31 protein-coding genes and 1 pseudogene are annotated in these 22669 nt (G+C 69.6%); 13 read left to right on the forward strand and 19 right to left on the reverse strand.

Annotation, left to right across the window (positions count from 1 at the left end; translation table 11 throughout):
- The 13 genes from D8M34_RS00005 to D8M34_RS00065 form a co-directional block, all read right to left on the reverse strand.
- Positions 1 to 1052, reverse strand: a 1052-nt coding sequence (locus D8M34_RS00005; RefSeq protein WP_126892895.1) for a conjugal transfer protein TrbL, incomplete at its 3' end; no start/stop codon positions are given.
- Between the two features lie 28 nt (positions 1053 to 1080).
- Entirely contained in the window at positions 1081 to 1350 is a 270-nt protein-coding gene (locus D8M34_RS00010; protein ID WP_026529668.1) for a DUF6112 family protein, read from the reverse strand.
- Positions 1351 to 1475: 125 nt separating this feature from the next.
- Positions 1476 to 1742 carry a DUF6112 family protein gene (locus D8M34_RS00015; RefSeq protein WP_026529667.1) on the reverse strand — a complete coding sequence of 89 codons (267 nt, stop codon included), beginning with the start codon at positions 1740 to 1742 and terminating at the stop codon, positions 1476 to 1478.
- Positions 1742 to 3373, reverse strand: a complete 1632-nt coding sequence (locus tag D8M34_RS00020; protein ID WP_126892896.1) for a M23 family metallopeptidase — start codon at positions 3371 to 3373, stop codon at positions 1742 to 1744. The genes D8M34_RS00015 and D8M34_RS00020 overlap by 1 nt, the downstream gene beginning before the upstream one ends.
- Positions 3374 to 3386: 13 nt before the next feature.
- Entirely contained in the window at positions 3387 to 4076 is a 690-nt protein-coding gene (locus tag D8M34_RS00025) for a hypothetical protein (RefSeq protein WP_036542082.1), read from the reverse strand.
- 41 nt (positions 4077 to 4117) lie between these two features.
- Entirely contained in the window at positions 4118 to 5143 is a 1026-nt protein-coding gene (locus D8M34_RS00030; protein WP_026529660.1) for a ParB N-terminal domain-containing protein, read from the reverse strand.
- Positions 5140 to 6036 (reverse strand): hypothetical protein, encoded by an 897-nt coding sequence (locus tag D8M34_RS00035; protein ID WP_026529659.1) that lies wholly within the window; start codon positions 6034 to 6036, stop codon positions 5140 to 5142. The genes D8M34_RS00030 and D8M34_RS00035 overlap by 4 nt, the downstream gene beginning before the upstream one ends.
- A gap of 92 nt (positions 6037 to 6128) precedes the next feature.
- Positions 6129 to 6533, reverse strand: a complete 405-nt coding sequence (locus D8M34_RS00040; RefSeq protein ID WP_026529658.1) for a hypothetical protein — start codon at positions 6531 to 6533, stop codon at positions 6129 to 6131.
- Complete coding sequence (locus tag D8M34_RS00045) at positions 6530 to 7240, reverse strand: helix-turn-helix domain-containing protein (RefSeq protein ID WP_036542085.1); 711 nt, start codon at positions 7238 to 7240, stop codon at positions 6530 to 6532. Before D8M34_RS00045 ends, D8M34_RS00040 begins: the two co-directional genes overlap by 4 nt.
- On the reverse strand, positions 7237 to 8151 hold the full coding sequence (locus D8M34_RS00050; RefSeq protein WP_026529656.1) for a bifunctional DNA primase/polymerase: 915 nt from the start codon (positions 8149 to 8151) through the stop codon (positions 7237 to 7239). The genes D8M34_RS00045 and D8M34_RS00050 overlap by 4 nt, the downstream gene beginning before the upstream one ends.
- Positions 8151 to 9248 carry an ArdC-like ssDNA-binding domain-containing protein gene (locus tag D8M34_RS00055; RefSeq protein WP_102209900.1) on the reverse strand — a complete coding sequence of 366 codons (1098 nt, stop codon included), beginning with the start codon at positions 9246 to 9248 and terminating at the stop codon, positions 8151 to 8153. Before D8M34_RS00055 ends, D8M34_RS00050 begins: the two co-directional genes overlap by 1 nt.
- A gap of 220 nt (positions 9249 to 9468) precedes the next feature.
- Positions 9469 to 10320, reverse strand: a complete 852-nt coding sequence (locus tag D8M34_RS00060; RefSeq protein ID WP_164498149.1) for a helix-turn-helix domain-containing protein — start codon at positions 10318 to 10320, stop codon at positions 9469 to 9471.
- 208 nt (positions 10321 to 10528) lie between these two features.
- Complete coding sequence (locus tag D8M34_RS00065; RefSeq protein ID WP_102209899.1) at positions 10529 to 11113, reverse strand: hypothetical protein; 585 nt, start codon at positions 11111 to 11113, stop codon at positions 10529 to 10531.
- 263 nt (positions 11114 to 11376) lie between these two features.
- Here D8M34_RS00065 and D8M34_RS19705 point away from each other — a divergent pair, with 263 nt between their 5' ends.
- The 5 genes from D8M34_RS19705 to D8M34_RS00080 all read left to right on the forward strand — a co-directional run bounded on the left by D8M34_RS19705 (position 11377) and on the right by D8M34_RS00080 (position 12968).
- Positions 11377 to 11511 (forward strand): hypothetical protein, encoded by a 135-nt coding sequence (locus D8M34_RS19705; protein WP_257996725.1) that lies wholly within the window; start codon positions 11377 to 11379, stop codon positions 11509 to 11511.
- Positions 11504 to 11824, forward strand: a complete 321-nt coding sequence (locus D8M34_RS00070; RefSeq protein WP_028850586.1) for a hypothetical protein — start codon at positions 11504 to 11506, stop codon at positions 11822 to 11824. Before D8M34_RS19705 ends, D8M34_RS00070 begins: the two co-directional genes overlap by 8 nt.
- A complete protein-coding gene (locus D8M34_RS00075) occupies positions 11811 to 12086 on the forward strand; it encodes a metal-sensitive transcriptional regulator (protein WP_026529653.1) in 276 nt (91 codons plus the stop codon). The genes D8M34_RS00070 and D8M34_RS00075 overlap by 14 nt, the downstream gene beginning before the upstream one ends.
- Before the next feature lie 54 nt (positions 12087 to 12140).
- Positions 12141 to 12317, forward strand: a complete 177-nt coding sequence (locus tag D8M34_RS19230) for a hypothetical protein (protein ID WP_164498150.1) — start codon at positions 12141 to 12143, stop codon at positions 12315 to 12317.
- 117 nt (positions 12318 to 12434) lie between these two features.
- Positions 12435 to 12968 (forward strand): class I SAM-dependent methyltransferase, encoded by a 534-nt coding sequence (locus D8M34_RS00080; RefSeq protein WP_202976240.1) that lies wholly within the window; start codon positions 12435 to 12437, stop codon positions 12966 to 12968.
- 39 nt (positions 12969 to 13007) lie between these two features.
- On the opposite strand, the gene D8M34_RS19710 is transcribed toward D8M34_RS00080, so the two are convergent.
- From D8M34_RS19710 to D8M34_RS00105, 6 genes are read right to left on the reverse strand one after another with little or no spacing between them, the layout of a single operon-like run.
- Positions 13008 to 13358, reverse strand: a complete 351-nt coding sequence (locus D8M34_RS19710) for an aspartate/glutamate racemase family protein (RefSeq protein WP_202976241.1) — start codon at positions 13356 to 13358, stop codon at positions 13008 to 13010.
- Positions 13355 to 13684, reverse strand: coding sequence for an aspartate/glutamate racemase family protein (locus tag D8M34_RS19715; RefSeq protein WP_202976242.1), 330 nt, complete (start codon positions 13682 to 13684; stop codon positions 13355 to 13357). The genes D8M34_RS19710 and D8M34_RS19715 overlap by 4 nt, the downstream gene beginning before the upstream one ends.
- Positions 13685 to 13741: 57 nt before the next feature.
- A complete protein-coding gene (locus tag D8M34_RS00090; protein ID WP_036542089.1) occupies positions 13742 to 14068 on the reverse strand; it encodes a hypothetical protein in 327 nt (108 codons plus the stop codon).
- A gap of 32 nt (positions 14069 to 14100) precedes the next feature.
- Entirely contained in the window at positions 14101 to 15063 is a 963-nt protein-coding gene (locus tag D8M34_RS19470; RefSeq protein ID WP_238695568.1) for a M56 family metallopeptidase, read from the reverse strand.
- Between the two features lie 17 nt (positions 15064 to 15080).
- Positions 15081 to 15470, reverse strand: coding sequence for a BlaI/MecI/CopY family transcriptional regulator (locus D8M34_RS00100; RefSeq protein ID WP_036542093.1), 390 nt, complete (start codon positions 15468 to 15470; stop codon positions 15081 to 15083).
- On the reverse strand, positions 15467 to 16057 hold the full coding sequence (locus D8M34_RS00105; protein WP_051016936.1) for a hypothetical protein: 591 nt from the start codon (positions 16055 to 16057) through the stop codon (positions 15467 to 15469). Before D8M34_RS00105 ends, D8M34_RS00100 begins: the two co-directional genes overlap by 4 nt.
- A 92-nt stretch (positions 16058 to 16149) precedes the next feature.
- Here D8M34_RS00105 and D8M34_RS00110 point away from each other — a divergent pair, with 92 nt between their 5' ends.
- From D8M34_RS00110 to trxA, 8 genes and pseudogenes are all read left to right on the forward strand, one after another.
- Positions 16150 to 16902, forward strand: a complete 753-nt coding sequence (locus tag D8M34_RS00110; protein WP_102209896.1) for a DsbA family protein — start codon at positions 16150 to 16152, stop codon at positions 16900 to 16902.
- Between the two features lie 6 nt (positions 16903 to 16908).
- A complete protein-coding gene (locus D8M34_RS00115; protein WP_102209895.1) occupies positions 16909 to 17778 on the forward strand; it encodes a cytochrome c biogenesis CcdA family protein in 870 nt (289 codons plus the stop codon).
- A complete protein-coding gene (locus D8M34_RS00120; RefSeq protein WP_126892897.1) occupies positions 17775 to 19019 on the forward strand; it encodes a hypothetical protein in 1245 nt (414 codons plus the stop codon). The genes D8M34_RS00115 and D8M34_RS00120 overlap by 4 nt, the downstream gene beginning before the upstream one ends.
- A gap of 71 nt (positions 19020 to 19090) precedes the next feature.
- Entirely contained in the window at positions 19091 to 20500 is a 1410-nt protein-coding gene (locus D8M34_RS00125) for an MBL fold metallo-hydrolase (protein ID WP_036542718.1), read from the forward strand.
- Positions 20501 to 20678: 178 nt separating this feature from the next.
- Positions 20679 to 20855 (forward strand): annotated as a pseudogene (locus tag D8M34_RS19800) (rhodanese-like domain-containing protein); the annotation flags it as partial.
- Between the two features lie 112 nt (positions 20856 to 20967).
- Positions 20968 to 21201, forward strand: a complete 234-nt coding sequence (locus D8M34_RS19805; protein ID WP_218871006.1) for a YgaP-like transmembrane domain — start codon at positions 20968 to 20970, stop codon at positions 21199 to 21201.
- Between the two features lie 121 nt (positions 21202 to 21322).
- A complete protein-coding gene (locus tag D8M34_RS00135; protein ID WP_036542721.1) occupies positions 21323 to 22216 on the forward strand; it encodes a sulfite exporter TauE/SafE family protein in 894 nt (297 codons plus the stop codon).
- Between the two features lie 54 nt (positions 22217 to 22270).
- A complete protein-coding gene (gene trxA, locus D8M34_RS00140) occupies positions 22271 to 22636 on the forward strand; it encodes a thioredoxin (protein ID WP_036542724.1) in 366 nt (121 codons plus the stop codon).
- Positions 22637 to 22669: the final 33 nt, after the last annotated feature.

Consider the following 22669-nt stretch of genomic DNA (forward strand, 5'->3'; position numbering starts at 1 on the left):
GCCGCGGCAGGTGCCTGCGCCGGGGCGGGCGACGGCGGAGGCGTGCCACCTGATCCTGCGTCCGACGCGCCGTCATTGGGGTCTTCGAGAACCTTCTTGGGCTCGCCGCCGCCTTGGGGCTTGGAGGGGATCGGGACGGGACGGTTGAGCGCGTTCTTGGCCTCCTGCTCGGTGCCCATCTGCTGGTACAGGTCGAAGCCCACGAACGACACGAAGCGGTAGACCATGTAGGGCGCGAAGGCCGCGATGCCCATGAGCACGATGCCGGTGATCGGTTCGGTGACGGCGGCGATGTCCAGCTCGATCGGGGTGGCGATCTGCGTGATCGCCAGCAAGAAGATGACGACGAGCACGAGCTTGCTGATGATGAGGGCGATCACGAACGCCGCCCATTTCCCGATCCATCCTTTGGTGGCGTCCCAGGACGCGCCGGCGAACGCGATCGGTGCCAGCACCACGCCGACCAGCAGCAGCGCCTTGCGGATCAGCAGGCTGAACCAGACGATCGCGACGGCGGCGATCATCAGCCCGGCCAGGAAGATCGTGACGATCGCGCCGACGCCGGGCGCGGCGATGTTGATGCCGCTGAGCCCGGCGGCGAGCAGGATGATCTTGTCGCCCATCGTCTCGGTGGTCTCGCCGGACGTCTGGATGATGCCGATGCTGAGCTGGTCCACGATTTCCAGTGCGAGCGCGGTCAGCGTGACGACCACGAACGCGCCCAGCACCGATTTCGCCGCGCCGAGCGCGGCTCTGGACAGCGCGGTCGGGTCGCGGCGGATCAGCCCGGTGATGAGTTGCAGGCAGAAGAAGATCAGGACGAGGAAGACGCCGATGCCGAAGATCAGGTTGTAGACGCTGGTGAACCCGTCCGTCTGGACATCGACCAGCGTGGTCGTGTCGAACACGGCCCACATCGCCTCGATCAGCCAGCCGGCCGCGCCGCCCATCGCCTGGGCGAGCCAGTCGAACGGGGCAGCCACGACCGTCGCGGCAGCCTGGCCCGCCACGTCGCAGACGGTCGAAATCACGGGAACGTCGCAGACACCCATCTCAAATCTCCTGCGGTGACCGGCGGCCCTATACAGCCTGGCCGACGTTCCAGAAGAAGTTTACGAGCGTCACCGCCGCGCCGCAGATCACCGCGGCACCGCAGGAGATGAGAACGCCCAGCTTGCCCCTGCCCGCCAGATGCGGGTTCGAGCTGTTGGCGCCGTAGGCCCAGACGATCGCGGAGACGATTAGCGCCAGTACGGAGAGGATGAGGCCGACCGTCATCACGGCGCCAACGATGGTGCGGAGCTGGTCGATGCCGGGCAGTCCCGAGCTGTTGGGGTCGATGTCGATCACGGCGGTTACTCCCTCGCTGAGCGAATGGCTTGTGGCGACGAGGTGAACCAGGGAGCGACTGGCGAGACCGGGCAGACGAAGGGCCCGCTCCCAACGCAGAGAGCGGGCCTGCTGGCGACGGAGGATCAGAGCTGTTGGCCGAGGGCGATGAGCCAGTTCACCCACGCCACCCCCGCGCCGGCGAGCGCGGCGGCGCCGACGCCGACGAGCACCCCGACCCGGCCCTTGGAGGCAAGCGAGTGGTTGCCGTGCGAGGCGCCCAGCGCCCAGCAGATCGCCGAGACGATGACCATGAGCACCGCGACGATGAGCACGAACATCAGCAGGGCGCCGATGACCTGTTTCAGATCACCGATGCCTCCGAGCCCGTCGAAGTCGGGGAACACTTCCATCACGAACCGGCCCTGACGGTGACGTGCAGGTGGTCGTAATGGCCGCCGGTCACGTCGCCGGGGTCGTGCATCCCGCCGCCGTTGTAGGGGCGCCAGCCTTCGGCGTCGCGGGCCAGGGACCAGATTTGGCCCTGCCAGATCAGGTACTCCACGCCCAGCGACTCGGCGTGGTCCTTCATCCAGTTCGTCACCCGCCACCCGTCCTCGAGCTGCGCGGGCATCGGGTGCGTCCCGATCGGGTTCCCGAACGTGATGTCACACGCCCGGCCCAGCGGGTGCTCTGACGTTGTGCCGGGCCGGGGCGAGTAGCAGGCCCAGGAGCTGTCGGGGAACGCGGCACGGGCTTGGGCCATGACGTGCGCCATCCGCGCGGTGATCTGCCCGTCGCTGGTGGGGTCATCGACCTTCTGGTCGGGGTCGCCGTCCAGCGGGGCGGGATCGCCCGGCGCTCCACCGGAACTGCACTCGTTCGGGCTGCCGACCGTGGCTTCGGGCAGGTCGACCGCGTTGTGGTCGTTAAGCCACTTGGCCGCGTCGACGGCCTCGCCGCTCGTGCCGCCGGGCCGGACCTCGAAATGCAGGTGTGGCCCCGTGCTGTTCCCGGAGCTGCCGACATCGCCGATGTGCTGGCCCGCGGTCACACGATCTCCGGCCGCGACGAGGATGCCGGACTGCCACATATGCGCGTAGGCGGTCGCCACGGTCTGCCCGTCGATCTGGTGCTCGATGACAATGAGTCCGCCGTAGCCGCCGGAGAACTCGGCCACGGTCACGGTCCCGTCTGCGGCGGCGAGGATCGGCGTGCCGTCCGGTGCGGCGAAGTCGGTGCCGGTGTGGAACGACGGTTCCCCGGTGATCGGATGGATACGCGGCCCGAACTCGCTGGTGAGCACCCAAGTTCCCTCGGGGAGCGGGAACACGACCCGCGAGGACTCCGCGACCGGACCGGCCACCACCGAGGCGGTGGCCGGGCCAGCCGCACCCGTCGCGCCGGTGAGAGCGTCGAGGATGCGTTCGGCGACCGGCTCGTAGTTGCGGTAGCGGTCAGGGTAGGCACTGACCTCGACGGCTTGCGCGGCCTCGCCGGGGTCCATCTGCGCCCAGCCGGGGATGTCCAGCAGGCCCCGCGGCGAGGGATAGTTAGGTCCATCGGGTCCGCCGTAGAACGCGCGGGCCTGATAGTTCGTGTCCATCAGCTCCGCGACGGTTCCCCACCCGGATTGCGGGCGCATCTGGAACAGGCCGAGGGAGTCGTGGTCGCCGCCGTTGCCGTCGTTGGGGTAGTTCGCGGACTCGGGGTAGGCACTGGTGTTGGCGAGCTGGCGCAGGGTGCTCTCGGTGAGCGCGGCCATCAGCGCGATCTTGATGCCGGGCCGGCCGACGCCCTCGATGCCGCCGCCGACAGTGATGATCGTGGCCGCGTGCGTGAGCTGGGTCTTGTTCAGCGTGAACGTGGTGCCGTCTTGCGTGGTGACGGTCAACGAATCGGGGACGTTGCCCACGGTGACGCTGCCGCCGGGGACGGCGCAGTTCGCGGCGGCGGGGTTCATCAGCACGCCGATCGCCATCAGGACACAGGCAGGGCCGAACAGGACGAAGGCGAGTCCGAGGATGAGGAGCTTCTTGACCACGGCGTGCCTTCTGTCATCGCAGCGGGTTGTCGAGCTGCGACAGGCGCAGCACGTGACACGGGCCGGTGCGGAACTCCGGCGCCGGGGGCGGGCAGGCCAGAAACACGGTGAAGGCCACGGGGTGCTCGCTGGTGACGGGTTCGCCGTTCCAGACGCCCTCGCGGTGCCGGGTTCCTTCGATCGTGATCGCGGTCGCACCACGCGGGAGCTGGCCGGACTGGGCCTGCTCAACCGCGGTGTCCCATGCTTGGGGCACGAACGAGGACTCGATGGTGAGATGCTGGGTGGTGGCGTACTTGCGCAGCTCGATCCACGCCTCCCGCGACGGCAGATAGGACGCGATGTCGGCGGCGAGGCCCGCCTGCTCATGGCCGGAGGGGTCCCCGACCTCCAAGATCGCGGCGGAGTAATCCAGCGGCATCAGCCCGGAGCCGGTGTCCCAGGCGAACAGCGCCTCAGCGACATTGCGGGCGAACTCATCCGGGTCGTGCGAGGGGATCACCCGCGGCGGCCCCGGTTTGCCGGGCTCGGACTCACCCGGAGCGGTGATGGTCGGAGCCGGATCGGGCGCGCGATCGGTGGGCTGTCGTGGGCCGGTGATGAGCCCATACACGCCGACGCCGATCAGGAGCAGCAGCACGAGGCCGGCGGCGATCACCGCGATGAGTCGGCCACGGGACCAGGAAGCGAGATTCGTCTTCATGCCCAGAGGTGAGCCCGCCGGTGACTGGCCCTACCGGTGCATCAGAGGGCGCGCAGCAGCGGCCGGCCCGCCGACTCAGCGACGGTTGTGCGGGCGGTGCGGAGCCGGTCGGCGAACTCGGTGGTGCCCTCGACGGTGGCGAAGAACGCCTCGGCCTGCTCGTCGGTGAGCTCGACGGCCAGCTCGTCCACGTCGTAGTGGGTCCACCACGCTTCCAGGTCGCCCCAGGTCAGTACGAACGCCCGCAGCGGGTACCGCGTCGGTTCCTCGTCCTCAACGACGGGGCGACGCTTCGGCGTGGCCGGCTTGCTGACCTTGCTGGCCTTGCTGGTCTTGGCGGCGTGGACGCGGGCCAGGGCTTCGTCGGCCAGCTCGTGCAACCGTTGGTCCCGCTCGCTGTCGGCCTTGGCTTGGCTGTCGCGGAGGCGCTGGAAGATCGGGTTGACCGCCGCACCGGCCTCGATCTGCGTCAGCCCGTCCCGCGCCTGGACGCGGATCGTCTCCGGGGTGCTCGGATCGTCGGCCAGGTGTTGCAGGTAGCCGATCTGTTCCAGCCGACTGTAGGACGCCGAGCCGGTCACCATCCGCGCCGCCTGTGTCCGAGCGTCTCCGAGCTGGTGCGAGTCCGATGGTCCCGCCGAATCGGCGGGACCATGCTTTCCGGGCTCGTGGCCCTCGTGGAACTGGGTCTTGGCCTTGCGGCGTGCGGCGTCCTCGGCCATGAGTTCCTTGATCTCCCGGTACAAGGCGGCGGCCTCGATCGCGGTGAGCGGCTTGTGGAGCTGGTTGTCGTCCTGCTCGGCCAGCAGATGCCCCAGCCGGTCCGAGATACCGGAGCGCACCCACACGCTGACGCGGCGCCAGCCGAGCTTCTTGATCGCGGCCATCCGGCGCGCCCCGCACACCAGCACCCCGTCCGGGGTGATCGTCGGCGGCTGCAACAGACCGTCCCGGTCGATCGACGCCGCGAGCGCGTCGATGTCGCCCAGGTCCGTGCGGTGCCGGCGGCCGACAGTGATGGAGTCAACCGCCCGCTCCAGCTCGATGTGTCCGGCCGGTGCGCTCATCCCGCACCTCGCGCCTTTCTCGCGCCCGGCTTGCTGATGCCCGGTGCGGCCAGGGAGAGGGTGAGCACGAGGTCGTCATCGCGCAGCAGCACCGGCAGGGTCTCGCCGATCAGCAGCCGCAGCAGGATGCCGCGTCCCGCGCCGGTCGCCGCGAGCGCCGGGTCCGGGCAGCCGAGCAGGGCGCGCAGCAGCACCGCCCAGGACCGGCCAGGAAGGTCGATCAGGGCTCGGGCGTGCTTGTCGCGTCGCAGTGTCTCGTAGGCGGTGTGCCGGTTCCCGACGCGCGTCAGCGCCACGCAGACGTGTTCTACCGCCGGGCGTGCCGTGCCCTCGGGCCAGTCCAGCAGCATCAGCAGCGTGATCGCGTCCTCGACCGCCGACGCCGCGGTGGTTGCCGCCGGCTCGGCCGGTGCCTGCTCCGGGGTGTTGTCGCGGTCGTGGGCGTCCTTGATCTGGAACGCGGGATGGTAGTCGCTCAGGACGTTCTCGCGGTCGGAGAGCCGTTCGGGGTCGTGGAAGATCGAGTAGCGGGGCCGGCGTGCCTGGTGGGTCGAGCACAGCAGCCCTTGGCCGCGTTCCTCGGCGATGCAGGTGATCCGTACCGCGTGCGTGATGACCGCCCACGGGTCATCGGCGGTGCGGGCGGCCTTGGTGCGCATCACGTCGAACGCCGCCGACGCGGCCTCCCACGGATCGAGCCGGTGCTTGTGCGCCAGCGCCGCGTACTTCTCGGCCGCGAACGCCATCAGCTCTGCCGCTACCGGGTCGTGCTCCCAGGCGCGCTGGCCGGCGGCGTGCAGCCGTTTCAGCAGGGCACGCAGGCCCTCGCTGGTGCGGTAGTCCTCAGCCGTCCGGCCGCTGGTCTCGCTCATGGTGCTGGTGTCGTTGGTCATGGTCTGGGCACCTCCCGACGGCGAGGTGCACCCGCAGACGACTGCGGGGCTCGCCTTGACGGAATGAGCGCCCATGACTCATCACCACCCGGCTACCTCATCCCGACCCCGGAGCGGTGCGGTCCCTGCTCGGCGCCGCCGCGACGGCCGAAGGCGCTCAGAGGCGGCAGACGCTTGGCTCGCTCGGCGACCCAGCGGGCGCCCTTCTCGATCGGGGCGCGAACGTGCCGGTTCATATCGGCGGTCCGGTCGATGCCCCGGCGGGACAGCCGGCCGCCGCCTTGGGCGATCAGGTCGGTCGGGCGCACCCAATCCACGCCCCGGCCCCGTACCCGCGCCAGCTTCTCCTTCGCCGCCGTGCGGGACGCGGCGGCCTTGACCGCATCCGGCGTCCCCGCTGCTTCGGTCGCCTCGGTTGGGTTCAGGTCGTTCCGCTTACGGGGTGGCGGCTCGGGCTCGGAGCGATGCTGCTCCCGCATCCGGTCCTGATCGTTCATGGCAGGGCTCCTTCCATCTCGGGCTGCGACCCGGACGGGTCGGCCTCATCGGACTGGTGAGCACGAGGCAGCCAGCGACCCACCGTCGAGGGATGCACGCCCAAATGCCGGGCGATGGCCTTGTTCGACCAGTCCTGCTCTCGCAGCTCTGCCGCCAGCGCCCGACGATCCGGCCCGCCGTCCGTGTCCGCAGCGGTGACGCCTGCCGCCGTAGATGGCGGGTCAAGAGATGCCGTCTCGCTCTGGGGCAACGGGGTGATCGGCTCGACCGCCGGCGGCAACTCGAGCGCAGTAGCCGGGCGTGCGGTGGCGCGGGTCAGCACAACGGTCAGATGCGTGATCGCCAGCAGCACGACCGGCGGCACGGCAGCGACCGCGGCCGCGAGCGGTCCGGGCACGTCGGCGTCGGCCGCGACCACCGCATGCAGCGAGTTCGCCGTCACCGACACCGCGGCACCGCCGACCAGCAACGCCCACGGATACCACGCCGCTCGCTCACCGGCGAGGGCAACGACGGCCACCGTGGAGACCACGATTACGCCGTCGACGATCAGCGGCCACGCCCACGCCTGCCCGGCCCCGATCCCGGAGCGGCGGGCAAGGTCGGCCAGGGACGTGAACGACAACCAGAACGCGCCGGCAGCGATGAACACCGTCCCGGCGACCGAGGTGATGACCGCCCACCGGCGGCCGCGTAGCTCCTTCATGACAGCCCCCGCGTGGCGGGCGCCCGCTGCTGCGCGTTCCCGCGAGCGAACTCGCCCGAAGCCGATGCGGCCGGACGGTCCCGGCGGGCTCCGGCGCCGACGCTGCGATAGGCGCTGTAGACGGTGCGGGTGATCTCCCGCTCCCCGAAATCGGATTGTGCGGCCGTCACCATCGCGTCCAGGGCATCCGTGAGCGGCACCCCGCCCTCGGACAACCGGCACGAGGCCCAGAAGAGTTTGAGGTTGCGGTCTGTGGCCTGCCGCCCCAGCCACGTCGCCAGCCGCTCCGCATCCTCGCGCCGCACTGGCCCACCGAGGCGCGGCCGAGGCGCGGGCCGAGGATCAAGGAAGTCTCGCAGCCGGCCCGCATCTATCGGCCAGGCCGCACCGGCCGCGAGCTGCTCGACCCGGTACGGCGTGCGCAGGCCGTCGAGCCGTAGCAGCGAGGGCGGGGCGATGATGTAGCCGCCGTCCCCGCGACAGTCGATGCCGACCTTCCCTGCCTGCCAGGACCGTTGCGCCTGGTTCGGGTCGGCTGGAAAGTAGGCGTGCTGGCCGCCGGTGGGTGTGCGCACGACCGCCAGCGGCTCGGGGATCAGCCCGGCCCGGGCTGACCGCGCGTAGGCGGCGTACCCGTTGACGCCGTGCACATCCACGTCGATCACTACCAGCCCCGAGACGGCACCGGTCGGGATGCCGATGTTCGCGGCCGGCCGCGCCCGCCACCACGCCTCAACACGGCTCGGGTCGATGCTGGCCTCGTGGAATCCGCGCTCCGGGATCGGCCGCTTCCCGGCCGGCGCACAGGGGAACACCGGAACTCCGGCCCGCGCCAGCTCACCAGCCGCGACCGGCAACGGTGCCCCGTCGAGCTGACCGAACACGGCGGCAGCCGTGGCGGGGGTGACCATCACAGGCCCCGTCCCGAGCCGACTGAGGCCGCCGGCGTCTCCCGCTCCGGCAGCGGCTCGACCTGGCGCGCGGCCTGCTCTGGCGTCTCCTGGGCCTGCGGCGTGTGCTCCGGGCCATCGACACGCAGGGACAGCGGGTTGCCGTTCCCGAGCTGTGTGGTGTCGAGCTTGTCGAGAATGTCGAATGCGGTGCTGCGCACCTGCTCGCCCGTGGCGCGGACCACCGCCACGGGGTCTTTCCCGTCCACGTTGCTCGCCCATCCGGCGACATACGGGATCGTGTAGTCGCTGGTGTCCATGCCGTGTGCGGCGGCGATCATCAACGCGACCGACTCCGCGCGTACCTCGCTGATTCCTCGATGCTCGCGGGCGTCGTCCCGCTGATTCGGGCCGTCCAGCCGGACGTGCGCCAGCTCGTGCGCGAGGGTCTTGACCTGCGCGGCCGGGTCCATGTCCGCGCAGACCATCACTTGCCGGGTCTCGAAGTGGATGCAGCCGTTCGCGCCCCGTTCGATGCGGTCGCGCGGCATCCGCAGCACCTCGAACCCCAGCGACTCCGCCTGCTCGGTCAGGCCCTCCCACAGCCCGGCCGGGGCTTCGCCTTCCAGCAGCCTCGGACGGGGCAGCTCGGGAAGCGGTGCGCCGTGCGTCCTCGACACGTCCCACACATAGGCCGGGACGACGCTGACGATCCGCCTGCGCACGACTTCGCCCGGTCGGGGCTTCTCCCACTTCCCGAGCCGCCGCCACGACGCCGGATCGCGCGGGGTCGCCGATGCGAACCTCGCCTTGACCGGACCGCGAATCCGATAGCCGCCGTCCTTCTCCGGCCAGCGGCCCATCTTCTGCCAGTCGTTGTACCCGGCAACCCAGGTCGGCGTCGGTGTCGGCACCCGGCCCTGTTCGTAGGCTTCGAGATGCTGCGCCCAGATCAACAGCGTGTTGTTGAACGAGCGGGTCCGGAACCTCGCGGCGAACTCGATCGCACGCCGCCAGTCATCGCCCGACACCAGTTCCTCGACCGAACGCACGATGCGTTCTTCCAGCGCATCGAGCGTCACTTGCCGCGCCGCCTGCTTGTCCTCGTTCGCAGCCATCGCCTGACCTCCCTCCGCCAGGGCCACTCCGAGTGGGAGCAACCGTGCGACCGCGAGGTACGCCGGGCGGATCAGGAAGACAAGACGGACGACGGAACAAGACTGGCGACCGTCAGCTCCGCGACGAACCCGACGAGTCTCTACCGGCCTACCGGATCGGAACTGGCCCTGGGGCCTGCGGCCACCGATCCCGCGGCTATCACCCGGACAGATGCGTCCTTCACCCGGCCACTTGCGTGGACGTCACCCGATGCATCGTCCGGTAGTCGCTGGGAGTAAGGCCGACGCCGCGGCGGAACTGGCGAGCGGCGAAGTCAGGATCGCTCCAGCCCACCTCCTGAGCGATCGCCGCAACAGAGCGGGACGTCGTGCGTAGAAGATGCGCCATCCGCTCGGCTCGCTGCATGGTCAGGTAAGCGATCGGTGACTTCCCGTACGCCTCAACGAAGATGCGGTTGACCTGTGATTTCGACAGATGTACTTCATCTGCCAAGTCCGACACGGACCAACGCCGCGCCGGGTCCGTCCGTAAGAGTTCAGCGACCTTGCGCGCTTCTGTGCGCAATGGCGCAAACCGACGAACACGAGGTAGGGAGGGTATCGCGGTCGCGCGCTGCGTCGGGGATGTACGGATCGGTGAGGTCTTGACAAAGGGAGTCACGACATGAGCGATGCTGAACCACAATGCCTGCATTCGATTGAAGTTCTCCGCGAATCGGCCATCGATACTGAGAGCAACCAGCTCATCGAGACGCGGCATCAGCATACCCGCTCGATCTTCGCCGATATGAAGTACCTGCGCAGGCTCGGCATACATAGTCTCGGCAAAGCACTGCGCGTCGAGGCGGTCCCGTAATATGCCGACGTGTTGCCAGAAAATCTGGTCAATCAAGTAGTCGGTGTCGAGATAGACCGTCGTCACAGTTGCACGACCCTCGGGCTCACCCCCAAGCAGTGTGTTGGCCCCCAGGAGAATCACGTCCCCAAACTTGACCAGCTTCTGCTTGAACTCGCTAAACAGGATAGCGCTTCCATCGCGAACGACGATGACCTGAACGCAGTCGTAGGCCAACGGCCCGACCGGCTGGACGATGATGCGGTTCCGGGCGAGGATGGGTGCGAAACCGCGGAGACTGCAGGACTCGTGTTGGTTCGACGCCGCGACCGATTCGGGCTCATCAACCGCATTCCTGGGATGGGATTCCTGACCACCTCTTTCGCGGGCACCAGACGGACCGCGCTGAGGACTGCGCGACGGGCGGGTCTCGACAATCCCGCGACTAATCGACCGGTTCGAGCCCAACGAACTTCATCCGGTCCTCGCCGTAGAAGCATGTCTGCAAGGCGAATGAACCGTCGAGGCCAAGTAGGTCATCGGTGGTCGCCCAGGTCTTTGGCGTGTGGCGGATATCAACCACTTGATACACCTGATCGCTACCCTCGACCTGCACCAGTTGGCCTATCTCCCAGGGGAGCAGGACGTCGCCTTGACAATTGTTGTGAGCTGCCCATACCGGCGGAACGCCCTCCCGCTCGTAGGAACTCATCTCCGTGAACGTTCCGTCGCAGCCGTCTAGTTCGTGCACGCCACCCGTGGCGCCCAAGTCCACGGTGGGCAGGTCTCCGAACGCGTCCTCCCGCGCGGCATGGATGCTTCCCGTGACCGCCGTCTTCACCGTCCCGTACACATACTCGACCCGCTCCGGCGCGGCGAGAAGGCCTACCAGCAGCGCCCCGCCAGCGAGGACGAGGACCGTCCCCGCCGCCGCGCTGAGGAACCCATGCCAGCGCCGCGGCGGTGGCTTACTCCGTCCGACTGTCTCCCGCATGCTCCGAACCCCGTTCCGCACGTTGACCAACCTCATGTTCGACTATCCATGATAGTTACTATCTAGCATAGTCGTATGGTTCAGCCTGTCTTCGCCGGCCGCCGTGGGGTAGCCGTCTCCCGCCCGGTTCGTGACCTCTGCGGCCCACGCGGTCCGAGAGGAGTGGGCTGCGCGAGGAGCGATCGGCGGGCGCTGCACAACCGTCCGGAGAGTCCGCTTGCCTCTGTCGCGGAGACCTCGTTCGCGACGCTGCGATGACAAGGTTGAGATCGCGATACCCCCGGGGGTATAGTGGAGTCATGGGCGCGACCGAGATCAGGCGAGAGAACCCGACCCGGGTGGTCGAGGAGAGCTCGGTGCCGATCCTGGGCTTTTGGGCCGACCACCCACTCGACGACGTTCCTGACAGTCAGAGGAGTTTCGCCTATGTCTGACCGACAGCTCACCTGCGCCCCGGCATGCCGCGCCGGCGTATGGGGGCGGCTGAGCCGTGGAGCCGTCGCCCTGATCGTCGGCGCGTTCGGTGCATCCATGCTGTCGACGGACCCGGCGATCGCGGTAGCCGCCGGCGTGATGGCCACCGTCATCGCGGTCATGGCGGTCACAGGAACATGCCCGACGAGCTGGCTCACCACTCGTCGGCAGCCTCAGACGCCGCAGCACACACTCGACATCCCCGATGCCCGGCAGCACGTCGACCTGACGAGCGCCCCCGTCCCGAACAGGAGTTCTCATGTCCACGAGTGACCCCGACGCCCAGCGCCGCATCCTCAACCGGCTCCGCCGCGCCCGCGGCCAGCTCAACGCCGTCATTGACGCGGTCGAAGGCGGCGGGTCGTGCCGGGAGGTGGTGACCCAGCTCGCGGCGGTCTCCTCGGCGCTTGACCGTGCCGGGTTCGCGATCATCTCCACCGCGATGAAGGACTGCATCGCCGACCCCGACGGCACCAACCGTGCCGACGACATCACCACCGAGGAGCTGGAGAAGCTGTTCCTCACGCTCGCCTGAACGAGCGATCCTCACGACCAACCGACAGACAGCCCTCGAAGGAAGAAGCAATCCATGTGCCGAGCTGTGACCTGTAAGACCTGCGGCAAGACCACCTGGGCCGGCTGCGGCCAGCACATCGCCGAGGTCAAGCGCACCGTGCCGGCGGGCCAGTGGTGCCCCGGACACGACAAGGAGAAGGAGAAGGCAGCCGCGACGAGCGGGTTCTTCGCCCGCCTGTTCGGACGATGACAGGCGCCACGCGCCACGACTCGCCCTCTCAGAATCCTCAGGAGTTCTGGGAGGGCCGCTACCGGGACGCCGAGCGCGTGTGGTCGGGCCGCCCCGAACCCTAGCCTGGTCAACGCTGTGCAGCACTTGGCTCCGGGGAAAGCGCTGGATCTGGGGTGCGGGGAGGGCGCCGATGCGATCTGGCTCGCCACCCAGGGCTGGCTCGTCACCGGCGTGGACATCTCCGCCACCGCTATCGCCCGCGCACGCCGCGAGGCTCAGCGTCAACAGGCCAGCGCGGCCACCCGGTTCGTCACTGCCGACCTGGCACGGTGGGAGCCGGACGACGGCCCCTACGATCTGATGACCGCCAGCTTCCTGCACTCGCCTGTCCCGCTCCCGCGCATCGCGATCCTGCAACGCGCAGCCACCACGGTGCGCGCCGGCGGTCACCTCGTGGTCCTCTCCCACGCCGCACTCCCACCCTGGGTCGACGCCGCGGATCATCCCGCGCACAGCTTTCCCAGCCCGGCACGACAGTTCGTGGAGCTGAACCTCAACGAGCACGACTGGCTCGTCCTGAGCATCCAGACGCACACCCGACACGCCACCGCCCCTTCCGGCGAGGCCGCCGAGCTGACCGACGGGGTACTTCTCCTCCAGCGCCGGTGACCGGCTCGTCCCGGCGCGGCGGACCCGCTGTGGGGCGGCTTAGCCGCGGGACATCGCGGTCTGGACGATGGCTTCGACGTGCAGCGTGGTCGAGTCAAGCAGCGGCAGTCCCGGCACGTCGTCGGGGCCGACCAAGAGGATGATCTCGGTGCATCCGAGCACGATCGCCTCGGCCCCGGCCGCGTGGAGGTCTGTCATGACCCGGATGTAGGTCTCCCGAGACTCAGGCCGGAACACGTGTCTGGTCAGCTCGTCGAAGATGATCTGATCGACCGTGGTCCGGTCGACGGGCTCCGGGGGCAGCACAGTGAAGCCCGCTCGCTCGAGTCTTCTCCGGTAGAAGTCCTGTTCCATCGTCGGCGCGGTGCCGAGCAGTCCCAGCCGGGTCACCCCGATGCGATGTCGGTCGCTGTGGTCGCGACCACATCGGCGATGTGCAGGAATGGGACGGTGATCGCCGCCTCGATGACGGGCGCGACTCGGTGCATCGTGTTGCTCCCGCAGGCGATGAAGTCCGCTCCCGCCCGCTGCAGGCCCCGGGCTTTGCCTGCCAGATACTGTCCGGCCTCATCCCAGGCTTCGGCGCGCACGCATCGTTCGATGACGCCGAAGTTCACGCAGGACAGCACCAGCTCGGCTCGCTCGTGCCCGCCACGCAGCTCGTTCACGCGGTCGTTGATCCGGCGGTAGTAGTCCACCATCGCGACGCTGCTCATCCCGTGCAGCAACCCGATGGTCCTCATCGGCGCTCCATCTGCCACCTTCTGGTCCGGTCAGATGCGGATGTAGGCGGCGTCGGCCAGTTGCGCATGGACGATCGCGGTGACCGCGGAGGGGACCGTGCCGACCTCGGGTCGCAACTCGCCGGGGTCGATGCCGCGCCGTCCGAGCCCGACGCTGCACGCGGCCACCTCGGTGTGCTCGGGCACCTGGACGGCATCGGTGCCGGTCAGGCCGGCCAGAGCCGGGCCGTTGACGATCACCCGCACCCGCACTCCCAGGCCGGCGGCGTGGAGTCCGGCGGCGGCGTCCAGCGCCCGTTGCACGTCGGCGGGGTCGTCGGCCACGTGCAGGATCACCTCACGAGTGTTCTCATTCATTGTTTGGTGTTCTCTCTTGGTTTCCGGCAGGGTCAGATGGTGCAGCCGGTGAGGGCGGCCGAGACGTAGGGCAGATGGACGAGGGCAGCAAGGGCGGTCATGCCGACCAGGTATGCGGCGATCGCGACGGCGGGCAGGGCGCCTGCCAGCCCGGCGCTGGGGTGGACGAGGTGGCGGATGCGTTCGGGACCGGCGGCGTGCAAGGCGACAGGGCAGGAGTGCTGCGGCATGGCGGGGTGGGTGCGTTCGCCGAGCTTGACCAGGGCGCTGACCAGCGCCGGGGTTCCTGCGTGACGGCGGGCCTGGTCGTCCGCGGCGATCTCCAGGTAGTGCGGCAGCGCGTCGGCGACAGCGCGGATCAGCGGCACCCACCGTAGGTAGGCGGCGATGCTGTCCACTAGCGCGGTGATGAGGTGGTGGCGTTGGTGCAGGTGGGCGTGCTCGTGGGCCAGCACGGCGGCCAGCTCGCCCGGCCCCAGCGCGCGCACCGCGCCGGTGGAGAGCACGATCCCGCCGTGACGGTCGGGGAAGGTAAGCGCGAACAGGTGCTCGGCGTCGACCAGTGCCACCTCGTGCCCGTGAAGGAGCTGCCGCCGCGCGCCGTGCAGCAGCGTGCGGGCGGCGTCCCGGGAGCGAGAGCTGCGCCGAACCATCTGGCGGGCAAGACCTGCTCCCAGAGCAAGGGCCAGCGCCACCGGCAGGGCGAGCAGCAGCACCGCGGGGATCAGGGTTTCGGTGGTGTCGGCGGAGAACGGGTTCGCGGCGGTGAGGCACCGTTGGCAGACCTCGGCCGCGCGTTCGGGCAGCAGCGCGGGGCCGGCTCCGGCCCAGGCCAGCACCGGGCCGATCGCCAGCAGCGTGACCAGCCAGACCCCGATGCCGCCGGCGACGACCACGATCGCCAAGCGCGGGACGCGCACCAGGGCGGGGGCAGCGTGCCGCAGCAACCACGGCCCGAACACCGCCAATGCCACCAGTCCGGTGCACAGAGCCATCGTGAGGATGCCCGCGGTCATGGCATGTCTCCCCGGTCGCGGCGTTCCAGGTAGTCGCGCAGCAGGTCCAGGTCGTTCTCGGGCATCGAGTCCACGAACTGCAGGATCGAGGCGGCCCGGTCGCGGCTAGCCTCCAGCACCTGCTCCATCAGCCCCGCGGCGTGCTCGTGCCTGGTGATCTTGGCGCCGTACCGGGTGGACCGGTTCTGCCTCGTGATGGTCACCAGGCGCTTGCGATCCAGGTTGGTGAGCACGGTCGCGATGGTGGTGTAGGCGGGGTCGGAGGGCAGGTGCTCGATCACTTCGCGCACGGTAGCCGGGCCGTGGTCCCACAGCACGTCCATCACCTGCGCTTCCAACGCACCCAGGCGCAGCAGGTCGCCGGAGCGCCCATCGGCGGCCTTCATCGCACAGCCGCCACCGGCTCGGGGCGGACCGGGCAAGCGACCTGCCCGCGTAGTCGCCACACCAGTGCGACGCCGGTCAGGATCAGCGCGCCGAGCGCGAGGAACGGCTGCACGGGGGTGAACCAGGTGATCGCTCCCGAGTACCCCAGCGCCAGCAGCGCCAGCTTGTTGCACACCGGGCACCCCACCGCGAACCACGCCAGGATGCCGCCGGCCATTCCCATCCGGCTGCTGCGCCGAGCCTGCGCCTCATCGGCCGCGTCGGTGGCGGCGCCGTCCTCGCTGACCGCATTCGCCTGCTGCTCGTCCGCGGCGGCGCGGTACGGGCGGATATACGTAGCGACCAGCATGCCCGACAGCACCGAGGTGACCAGCCACACCGGATAGTTCCACCACACCGGCGGGATGTCTCGACCGAACAGCGGGTTGGGGATCAGCACCGTCGCCACCCCGATCACCACCGCGACAACCGCCGAGGCAGCGATCGCGGCCAGCACCTGCCTGCCCGTCCACCCTCGAAGCGCCTGGACCGCCAACCGGAAGCTTTCGCCGATGCCCTGGCGGGATCGAGTCGTGGGAGAGGTCATGGAACCCATTCTGACACGACTCGACTACCACGCATAGTCGACTATCTGAGATAGTAGAGGTCGGTGCCCGCGACAGTGACAGGAGAATCCCTATGCCCACCGAGACCACGAACCGCCCGAAACCGTCGAACCGTTCGAGGTCGTCATGGGTCGTGCCGGTCGCCGTGTTGACCCTGGCTGCTGTCCTGATCGCCGTGATCGTGGCGGTGAACTGGAGTGGCACGACGGCCGAGGAGGGGGGCTCGCCGTCGGATAGCGGCGCGCCGACGGAGGTGCAGAACCCCGAGCAACCGGACCTGTCTGCGGCCGAGACCAGGGACGAGGCGGACCTGCTCGCGGCCGGGCCCGTGGATGCGCCGGTGGTGCTGGTGGTGTTCTCGGACTATCAGTGCCCGTTCTGCGCGCGGTGGAGCGAGCAGACACTGCCGTCGATGATGGAGCACGTCGACGCCGGGGATCTGCGGATCGAGTGGCGCGACATCAACGTGTTCGGTCCCGCGTCCGAGCGCGCAGCGCGGGCCTCGTACGCCGCCGCCCTCCAGGGGGCGCTCTGGGAGTACCACGACGCCCTGTTCGAGGACGGGGAGCGCAGGTCCGAGAGCGAGCTGAGCGAGGAAGCCCTCGTCGCCTTGGCGGGCGAACTCGGTTTGGACACCGAGCAGTTCGCCGCCGACCTGGGCTCGGAGGAGACGGCGCAGGTGATCGCCGCCAACCAGCAGTTCGGGTTCGACCTCGGCGCCACCTCCACCCCGATCTTCATCCTGGGCGGACAGCCGATCGTCGGGGCGCAGCCCACCGAGGTGTTCCAGGAAGCGTTCCAGAGCGCGCTCGACGCGGCGGAGTGAGGCGGCGTGGACATCGGACTGCTCGCCGCGTTCGCCGGCGGCACGCTCGCGCTGCTGAGCCCGTGCGCGGCGCTGCTGATGCCGGCGTTCTTCGCCTCCACGATCGGCAGCGGGCCCCGGCTGCTGCTGCACGGAGCCGTGTTCTACGTCGGCCTGCTGACCGTCCTGGTCCCCGTGGGGGTCGGAGCCGGCGCCCTGGGGACGCTGTTCGTGACTCACCGGCAGGCGATCGTGCTCGTCGCCTCGCTGGTCCTGGTCGTCCTCGGCGCGGCGCAGGCGCTCGGGTTCGGGTTCGACCCTGCCCGGCTGCTACCGGCCGGGGCAGACCTGCACGCGCAAGCGGCGTCCAAGACCGGACTCGTCAAGACGGTGCTGCTGGGCGCTGCCAGCGGCATCGCGGGATTCTGCGCTGGCCCGATCCTGGGCGCCGTGCTCACCCTGGCCGCCGCCCGCGGCGACACCCTCGCCGCCGGCGTCATGCTCGCCGTGTACGGCGCGGGCATGGTGCTGCCGCTGCTGCTGATCGCCGCGCTCTGGCAGCGCCTGGGCGCCCGTGGACGCCGGTTCCTGCGCGGGCGATCGTTCACCGTGCTGGGCCGGGAGCTGCACACCACCTCGGTGGTCACCGGGCTGCTGATCGTGGGCGTCGGGGTGCTGTTCTGGACCACCAACGGCCTGGTCGGGGCTCCCGAACTGGTTCCGCTCGACGCCCAGGCCTGGCTCCAGGAGAACACCGCGATCCTGGCGAACCCGATCCTGGACATCCTCGCCGTCGTCCTCATCGCCGGGATCGTGCTCGTGCTCTGGGCCAGACGCCGCCGTACCCACGCTCGCGCTGACGCCCAGGCGGGCGAGCACCGCGCGGAACAGTCATGACGCCGCGCCGGCGACGCTCCAGCCTTGCCCTCGCCGCCGTGGCCGCGCTGCTGGTGACCGGCTGCGGGGCATCCGAGCCCGAGCCCGTAAGAGACCCCTACTCGGTCGATGGGTCGCTACCCGTGGTGGACACCTCGGGCATGCGGCTGCCGACGCCGTTCGAGGAGCTGGAAGTCGTGGACCCCGGGTGGGACATCACTCCGCAGTACGCGGACGGGGTGTATCTGGCCGCCGGTGAACGCGACGGTGTGCTGGAGTTCACCGCCGTGGACGTCCACGGGGACGTGCTGTGGGCCGCGCAACGTCCAGCGAGCTGCACCGGGTTCGTCGTGACCACCGACGCGCACGGCCGAGCCCTCGCGATCCTGGGCGACCTCCAGACCACGGCCGACGCCCTGGCCGCGACGACTGCCACCGCCTACGACCTGACGACCGGGGAACGGGTCTGGGGTCCGGTCGAGGTGCCCGGCCCCTACCAAGGCCCCGGGCTGGTCTTCGCCGCACCTCCCGAAGGCTTCATGGGCGAGACCGGCCCACGCGTCGCGCTCGACCCCACCACCGGAGACGTCGCGGCCGACGAGTCGAGCCCCGAAGGTATCCGCATCATCGGCGAGTACCACGGCATCGTGCTGCTCACCCACGAGGACGCTCTGATCGCGCGCGACACGGCCGACGATCAGGAGCTCTGGCGCGTCCCCCTCGCCGAGCACGGCTGGACGGCGGCGTCCATCAGCGCGTCCCTGCGCCCTGCACCGGGAGACGGGCTCGCGCTCGTCGCCACCTCCGAGACCACCGGCGCGCTCCTCGACCTGGATCAGGGCAGCATCGTGAGCAGCACCGCCCGCGACGCCGCCGTAGACCCCACCACGGGGACCCTCGTCACCCTGGACGACACCGGCCTGCACGGCTATGACGCCGACGACCGACCACTGTGGTCCCTGCCTGTTGCTGCCGAGACCACCATCGCGGCGATCGGCGGCGTCTTCCTCTATCTGCGAGAGGACGGGGCGATCCGGGTCCACAACGTCCTCACCGGTGATGTCGCCCAAGCCTACGAACCCGACGGCCAAGGACCGATCATCGTGCCCACCCACATCACCATCAACGGCGCTGCACTCCTCCTCCAGGAACGACGGCACCTGGTGGCGACGATCGCTGAGTCCCCTCTGAACGAGTCCTCTCCGACGGCCAGCCACGCGGGCATGTCGATCGTGGGCGCTCGGGTCGCACACTCGACTTGAAATACCCCAGGGGGTATGAGACGGTAACAATACCCCCCAGGGTATCGATGGCATCGACGGAAGGATGAACAGTGCTTCTCGAACGCATCTACGACGAGGACCTGGCGCAGGCCGGGTACTTCATCGGCTGCCAGGCCAAGGGCGAGGCGGTGGTGATCGACGCGCGCCGCGACATCGCGGACTACCTGGCGCTCGCGGCCAAGCACGGCATGCGGATCGTCGCAGTGACCGAGACCCACATCCACGCTGACTACCTGTCCGGGACCCGCGAGCTGGCTGCGGCGGTCGGCGCCGAGGTCTACGTCTCCGGCGAGGGCGGCGCGGACTGGCAGTACGGGTTCGACGCCCGGCGTCTGTACGACCGCGACACGATCACGATCGGCAACATCACGATCCAGGCCCGGCACACGCCTGGTCACACTCCTGAGCACCTGGTGTTCCTGGTCACCGACGGCGCCTTCGCCAGCGAGCCCGGCTACCTCATCTCCGGCGACTTCGTGTTCGCCGGGGACCTGGGCCGCCCCGACCTGCTGGACGAGGCCGCGGGCGGGGTCGACACCCGCTTCGAGGGCGCGCGGCAACTGTTCACCAGCTTGCGTGAGGTGTTCCTGACCTTGCCGGATCACGTCCAGGTCCACCCGGGGCACGGCTCCGGCAGTGCGTGCGGCAAGGCGCTCGGCGCGCTGCCCTCGACCACGGTCGGCTACGAACGCGCGAACGCCTGGTGGTCGCGCCACCTGGCTGCCGACGACGAGCAGGGGTTCATCGAGGAGCTGCTCGACGGGCAGCCCGACGCGCACGCCTACTTCGCGAGGATGAAGAAGCAGAACCGCGAGGGTCCCGCCGTGCTGGGCGAGCGCGGCCCGGTGCCCGAGCTGGCCGTAGCGGAGGTGGCGCGGCGGCTGGAGGCCGACGAGATCACCTTCGTCGACACCCGCCCGCCGGCGCAGGCCCATCAGGGCACCGTTGCCGGCTCGCTCAACATCCCCGACGGCTCCAAGACCGCCACCTATGCCGCCTGGGCCTACGATCCCGAGGCCGACTCGCGTCCGCTGGTGCTGCTGGCCGAGGACCAGACCGCCGCCCAGGCGATCGCGGATCGGCTGCTGCGGGTCGGCATCGACCAGACCGCCGGCTACGTCACCACCATCGACGGGCTTCCCCGGTTCGTCCCGCCCCTCATCGAGCCGGCAGAGCTGGCAGGTTTCGATGCCGCGCTGCTGCTGGACGTGCGCCAGCGCGGCGAGTACGCCGCCGGGCACATCCCCGGCGCCACACAGCTCAGCGCCGCACGCGTCCTCTGGCACCAAGACGAGCTGCCGCGCTCCGGCACGATCGTGACCTATTGCCAGTCCGGGATGCGGAACACCGTCGCCGCGAGTGCCCTACGACGCGCCGGGCACGCCGTCGTCGAGCTCGACGGCAGCTATAACGCCTGGCGCGCATGGCAGGAGACCACCAGCGAGACCGCGCTGGCCTGACGCACAGCAGAACGATCGCATCCTCCGACGGGCGGTCGGCCCCAGCCCCTTCCATTCGCATCTCCGCTGCCCGCGGCCAGACCTGACGAGGAACCACCCCATGACCGATCCCTCCGCCGAGCTCCGAACGCTCACCGCCGAGGAGCTCGCCCAGTGGCGTCAGCTCCACGACGACCTCATGATCATCGACGTGCGGTCCCCGGCCGAGTTCGAGACCCTCCACATTCACGGCTCGTACAACGTCCCGCTGCCGCTGCTGACCGAACACGCCTCGGATCTGGCAGAGCGGCTCGGGCACCGCGCGGTACTCGTGTGCCAGTCCGGCAACCGCGCCACCCAGGCCCAGCAGCATCTCGCTGCCGCCGGCGTGCGGACGGCCAACGTGCTCACCGGCGGCGTGCCCGCCTTCGAGGCCGCTGGCGGCCAGGTGGTCCGCAGCGCAGCTCGCTGGGACATCGAGCGCCAGGGTGCGGTTCACGGCCGGGCTGATCGTCCTGGTGAGCCTGCTCGTGGCCGAGTTCCTCTGGCCGGAGTCCCGGTTCATCGCGTTCGCGCTCAGCGCCGGGCTCGTCGTCGCGGCGCTCACCGGCTCCTGCCTGATGGGCCGCATCCTCTCCCGCATGCCCTGGAACAAGGTCACGGCCAGCCCCACCGCACGGAGCGCGATCGCATCCATCCCGGTCGCGACCCAGGAACTGTGATGCCCTGGCGTGCTCCGACGTTCCGACGGCGTTCAACTGCAACGACCCCGCATCTAGGACCGGCATCGGCACGGTCGGCGTCACGACCCGCAGCACCAACCACGATGCCCGGTGAGCACGAGTGAGCGGCACCCTGATCCTCACCCTCGTGCTCGCCGTGGGTGTCGGGCTCGCGCTAGGGACGCTCGGCGGTGGCGGGTCGATCCTGACCGTCCCGCTGCTCACCTACATCGCGGGCATGCCCCCGAAAGAGGCCATCGCGGCCTCGCTGCTGATCGTCGGCGTGACCTCGTTGTCCAGCCTCGTCGTGCACGCCCGGCACCGTCGAGTCCGATGGCGCACCGGGCTCATCTTCGGAGCCGCTGGCATGGTGGGCGCCTTCGCCGGAGGACTCATCGGAGGCCAGCTCCCCGGTGCCGTGCTGATGGTGGCCTTCGCGATCATGATGATCGCCACCGCGATCGCGATGGTCACCAGAAAGCCCAGGCGCGACACCGACCAACCCACGGCCGATGCCGGGACCGAGCGCGCCCACTCGCTGCCGATGCTGCGGACCATGCTCGAAGGCATCGTCGTCGGCCTCATCACCGGGATCGTCGGCGCCGGCGGCGGCTTCCTCGTCGTCCCCGCCCTCGTGCTGCTGGGCGGCCTCAGCATGCCGGTGGCCGTGGGCACCTCACTGCTGGTGATCGCGATGAAGTCCTTCGCCGGACTCGCCGGCTACCTGACCACGGTGACCCTCGACTGGCCCCTGGTGGCCGCGGTCACTGCGATGGCCGTGCTCGGAGCGCTCCTCGGTGCGCGCCTGTCAGGACGCATACCAGCCGACGCCCTCCAGAAGGTCTTCGGCGTCTTCGTCCTGCTCACCGGAACGCTCGTGCTCGTGATCGAGCTGCCGCCGGCCTGGGCGATCGCCGCCGGAGGCCTCGGACTCATCACGGTGGTCCTCGTCCTCGTCTGCCGGCTGACCGCTCTCAACTGTCCCTTCGGCCTAGCCCGGCCGACCCCGGGCTGAACCACTTCACCTCACAACACACCGTCGCCGACCAGACTCCGGAGCCCCACCCTCATGACAACCATCGACCTCACCGAAGACGCATTCTCAGCCGCCATCACCGACCATCCCATCGTGCTGGTCGACTTCTGGGCCGCCTGGTGCGGACCATGCCGCAGCTTCGCCCCCGTCTTCGAGGCCGCGTCCACCGAGCATCCCGACATCCTGTTCGCCAAGGTCGACACCGAGGCCCAGGCATCCCTGGCCGCCGCCGCACAGATCACCTCCATCCCCACGCTGATGGGCTTCAAAGACGGCGTCCTGGTCTACTCCCAGCCCGGAGCGCTCCCGGCCAAAGCGCTCCACGACCTGATCGGCAAAATCCGCGACCTCGACATGGACCACGTGCGCGCGCAAATGCAGGCGTCCGACCCTCGCTAGAACAGGGAGCGCATCATTTCCGGGCTCAGAGTC

The organism is Microbacterium sp. HSID17254 (assembly GCF_003989315.1).
In the GTDB taxonomy this organism is placed as follows: domain Bacteria; phylum Actinomycetota; class Actinomycetes; order Actinomycetales; family Microbacteriaceae; genus Microbacterium.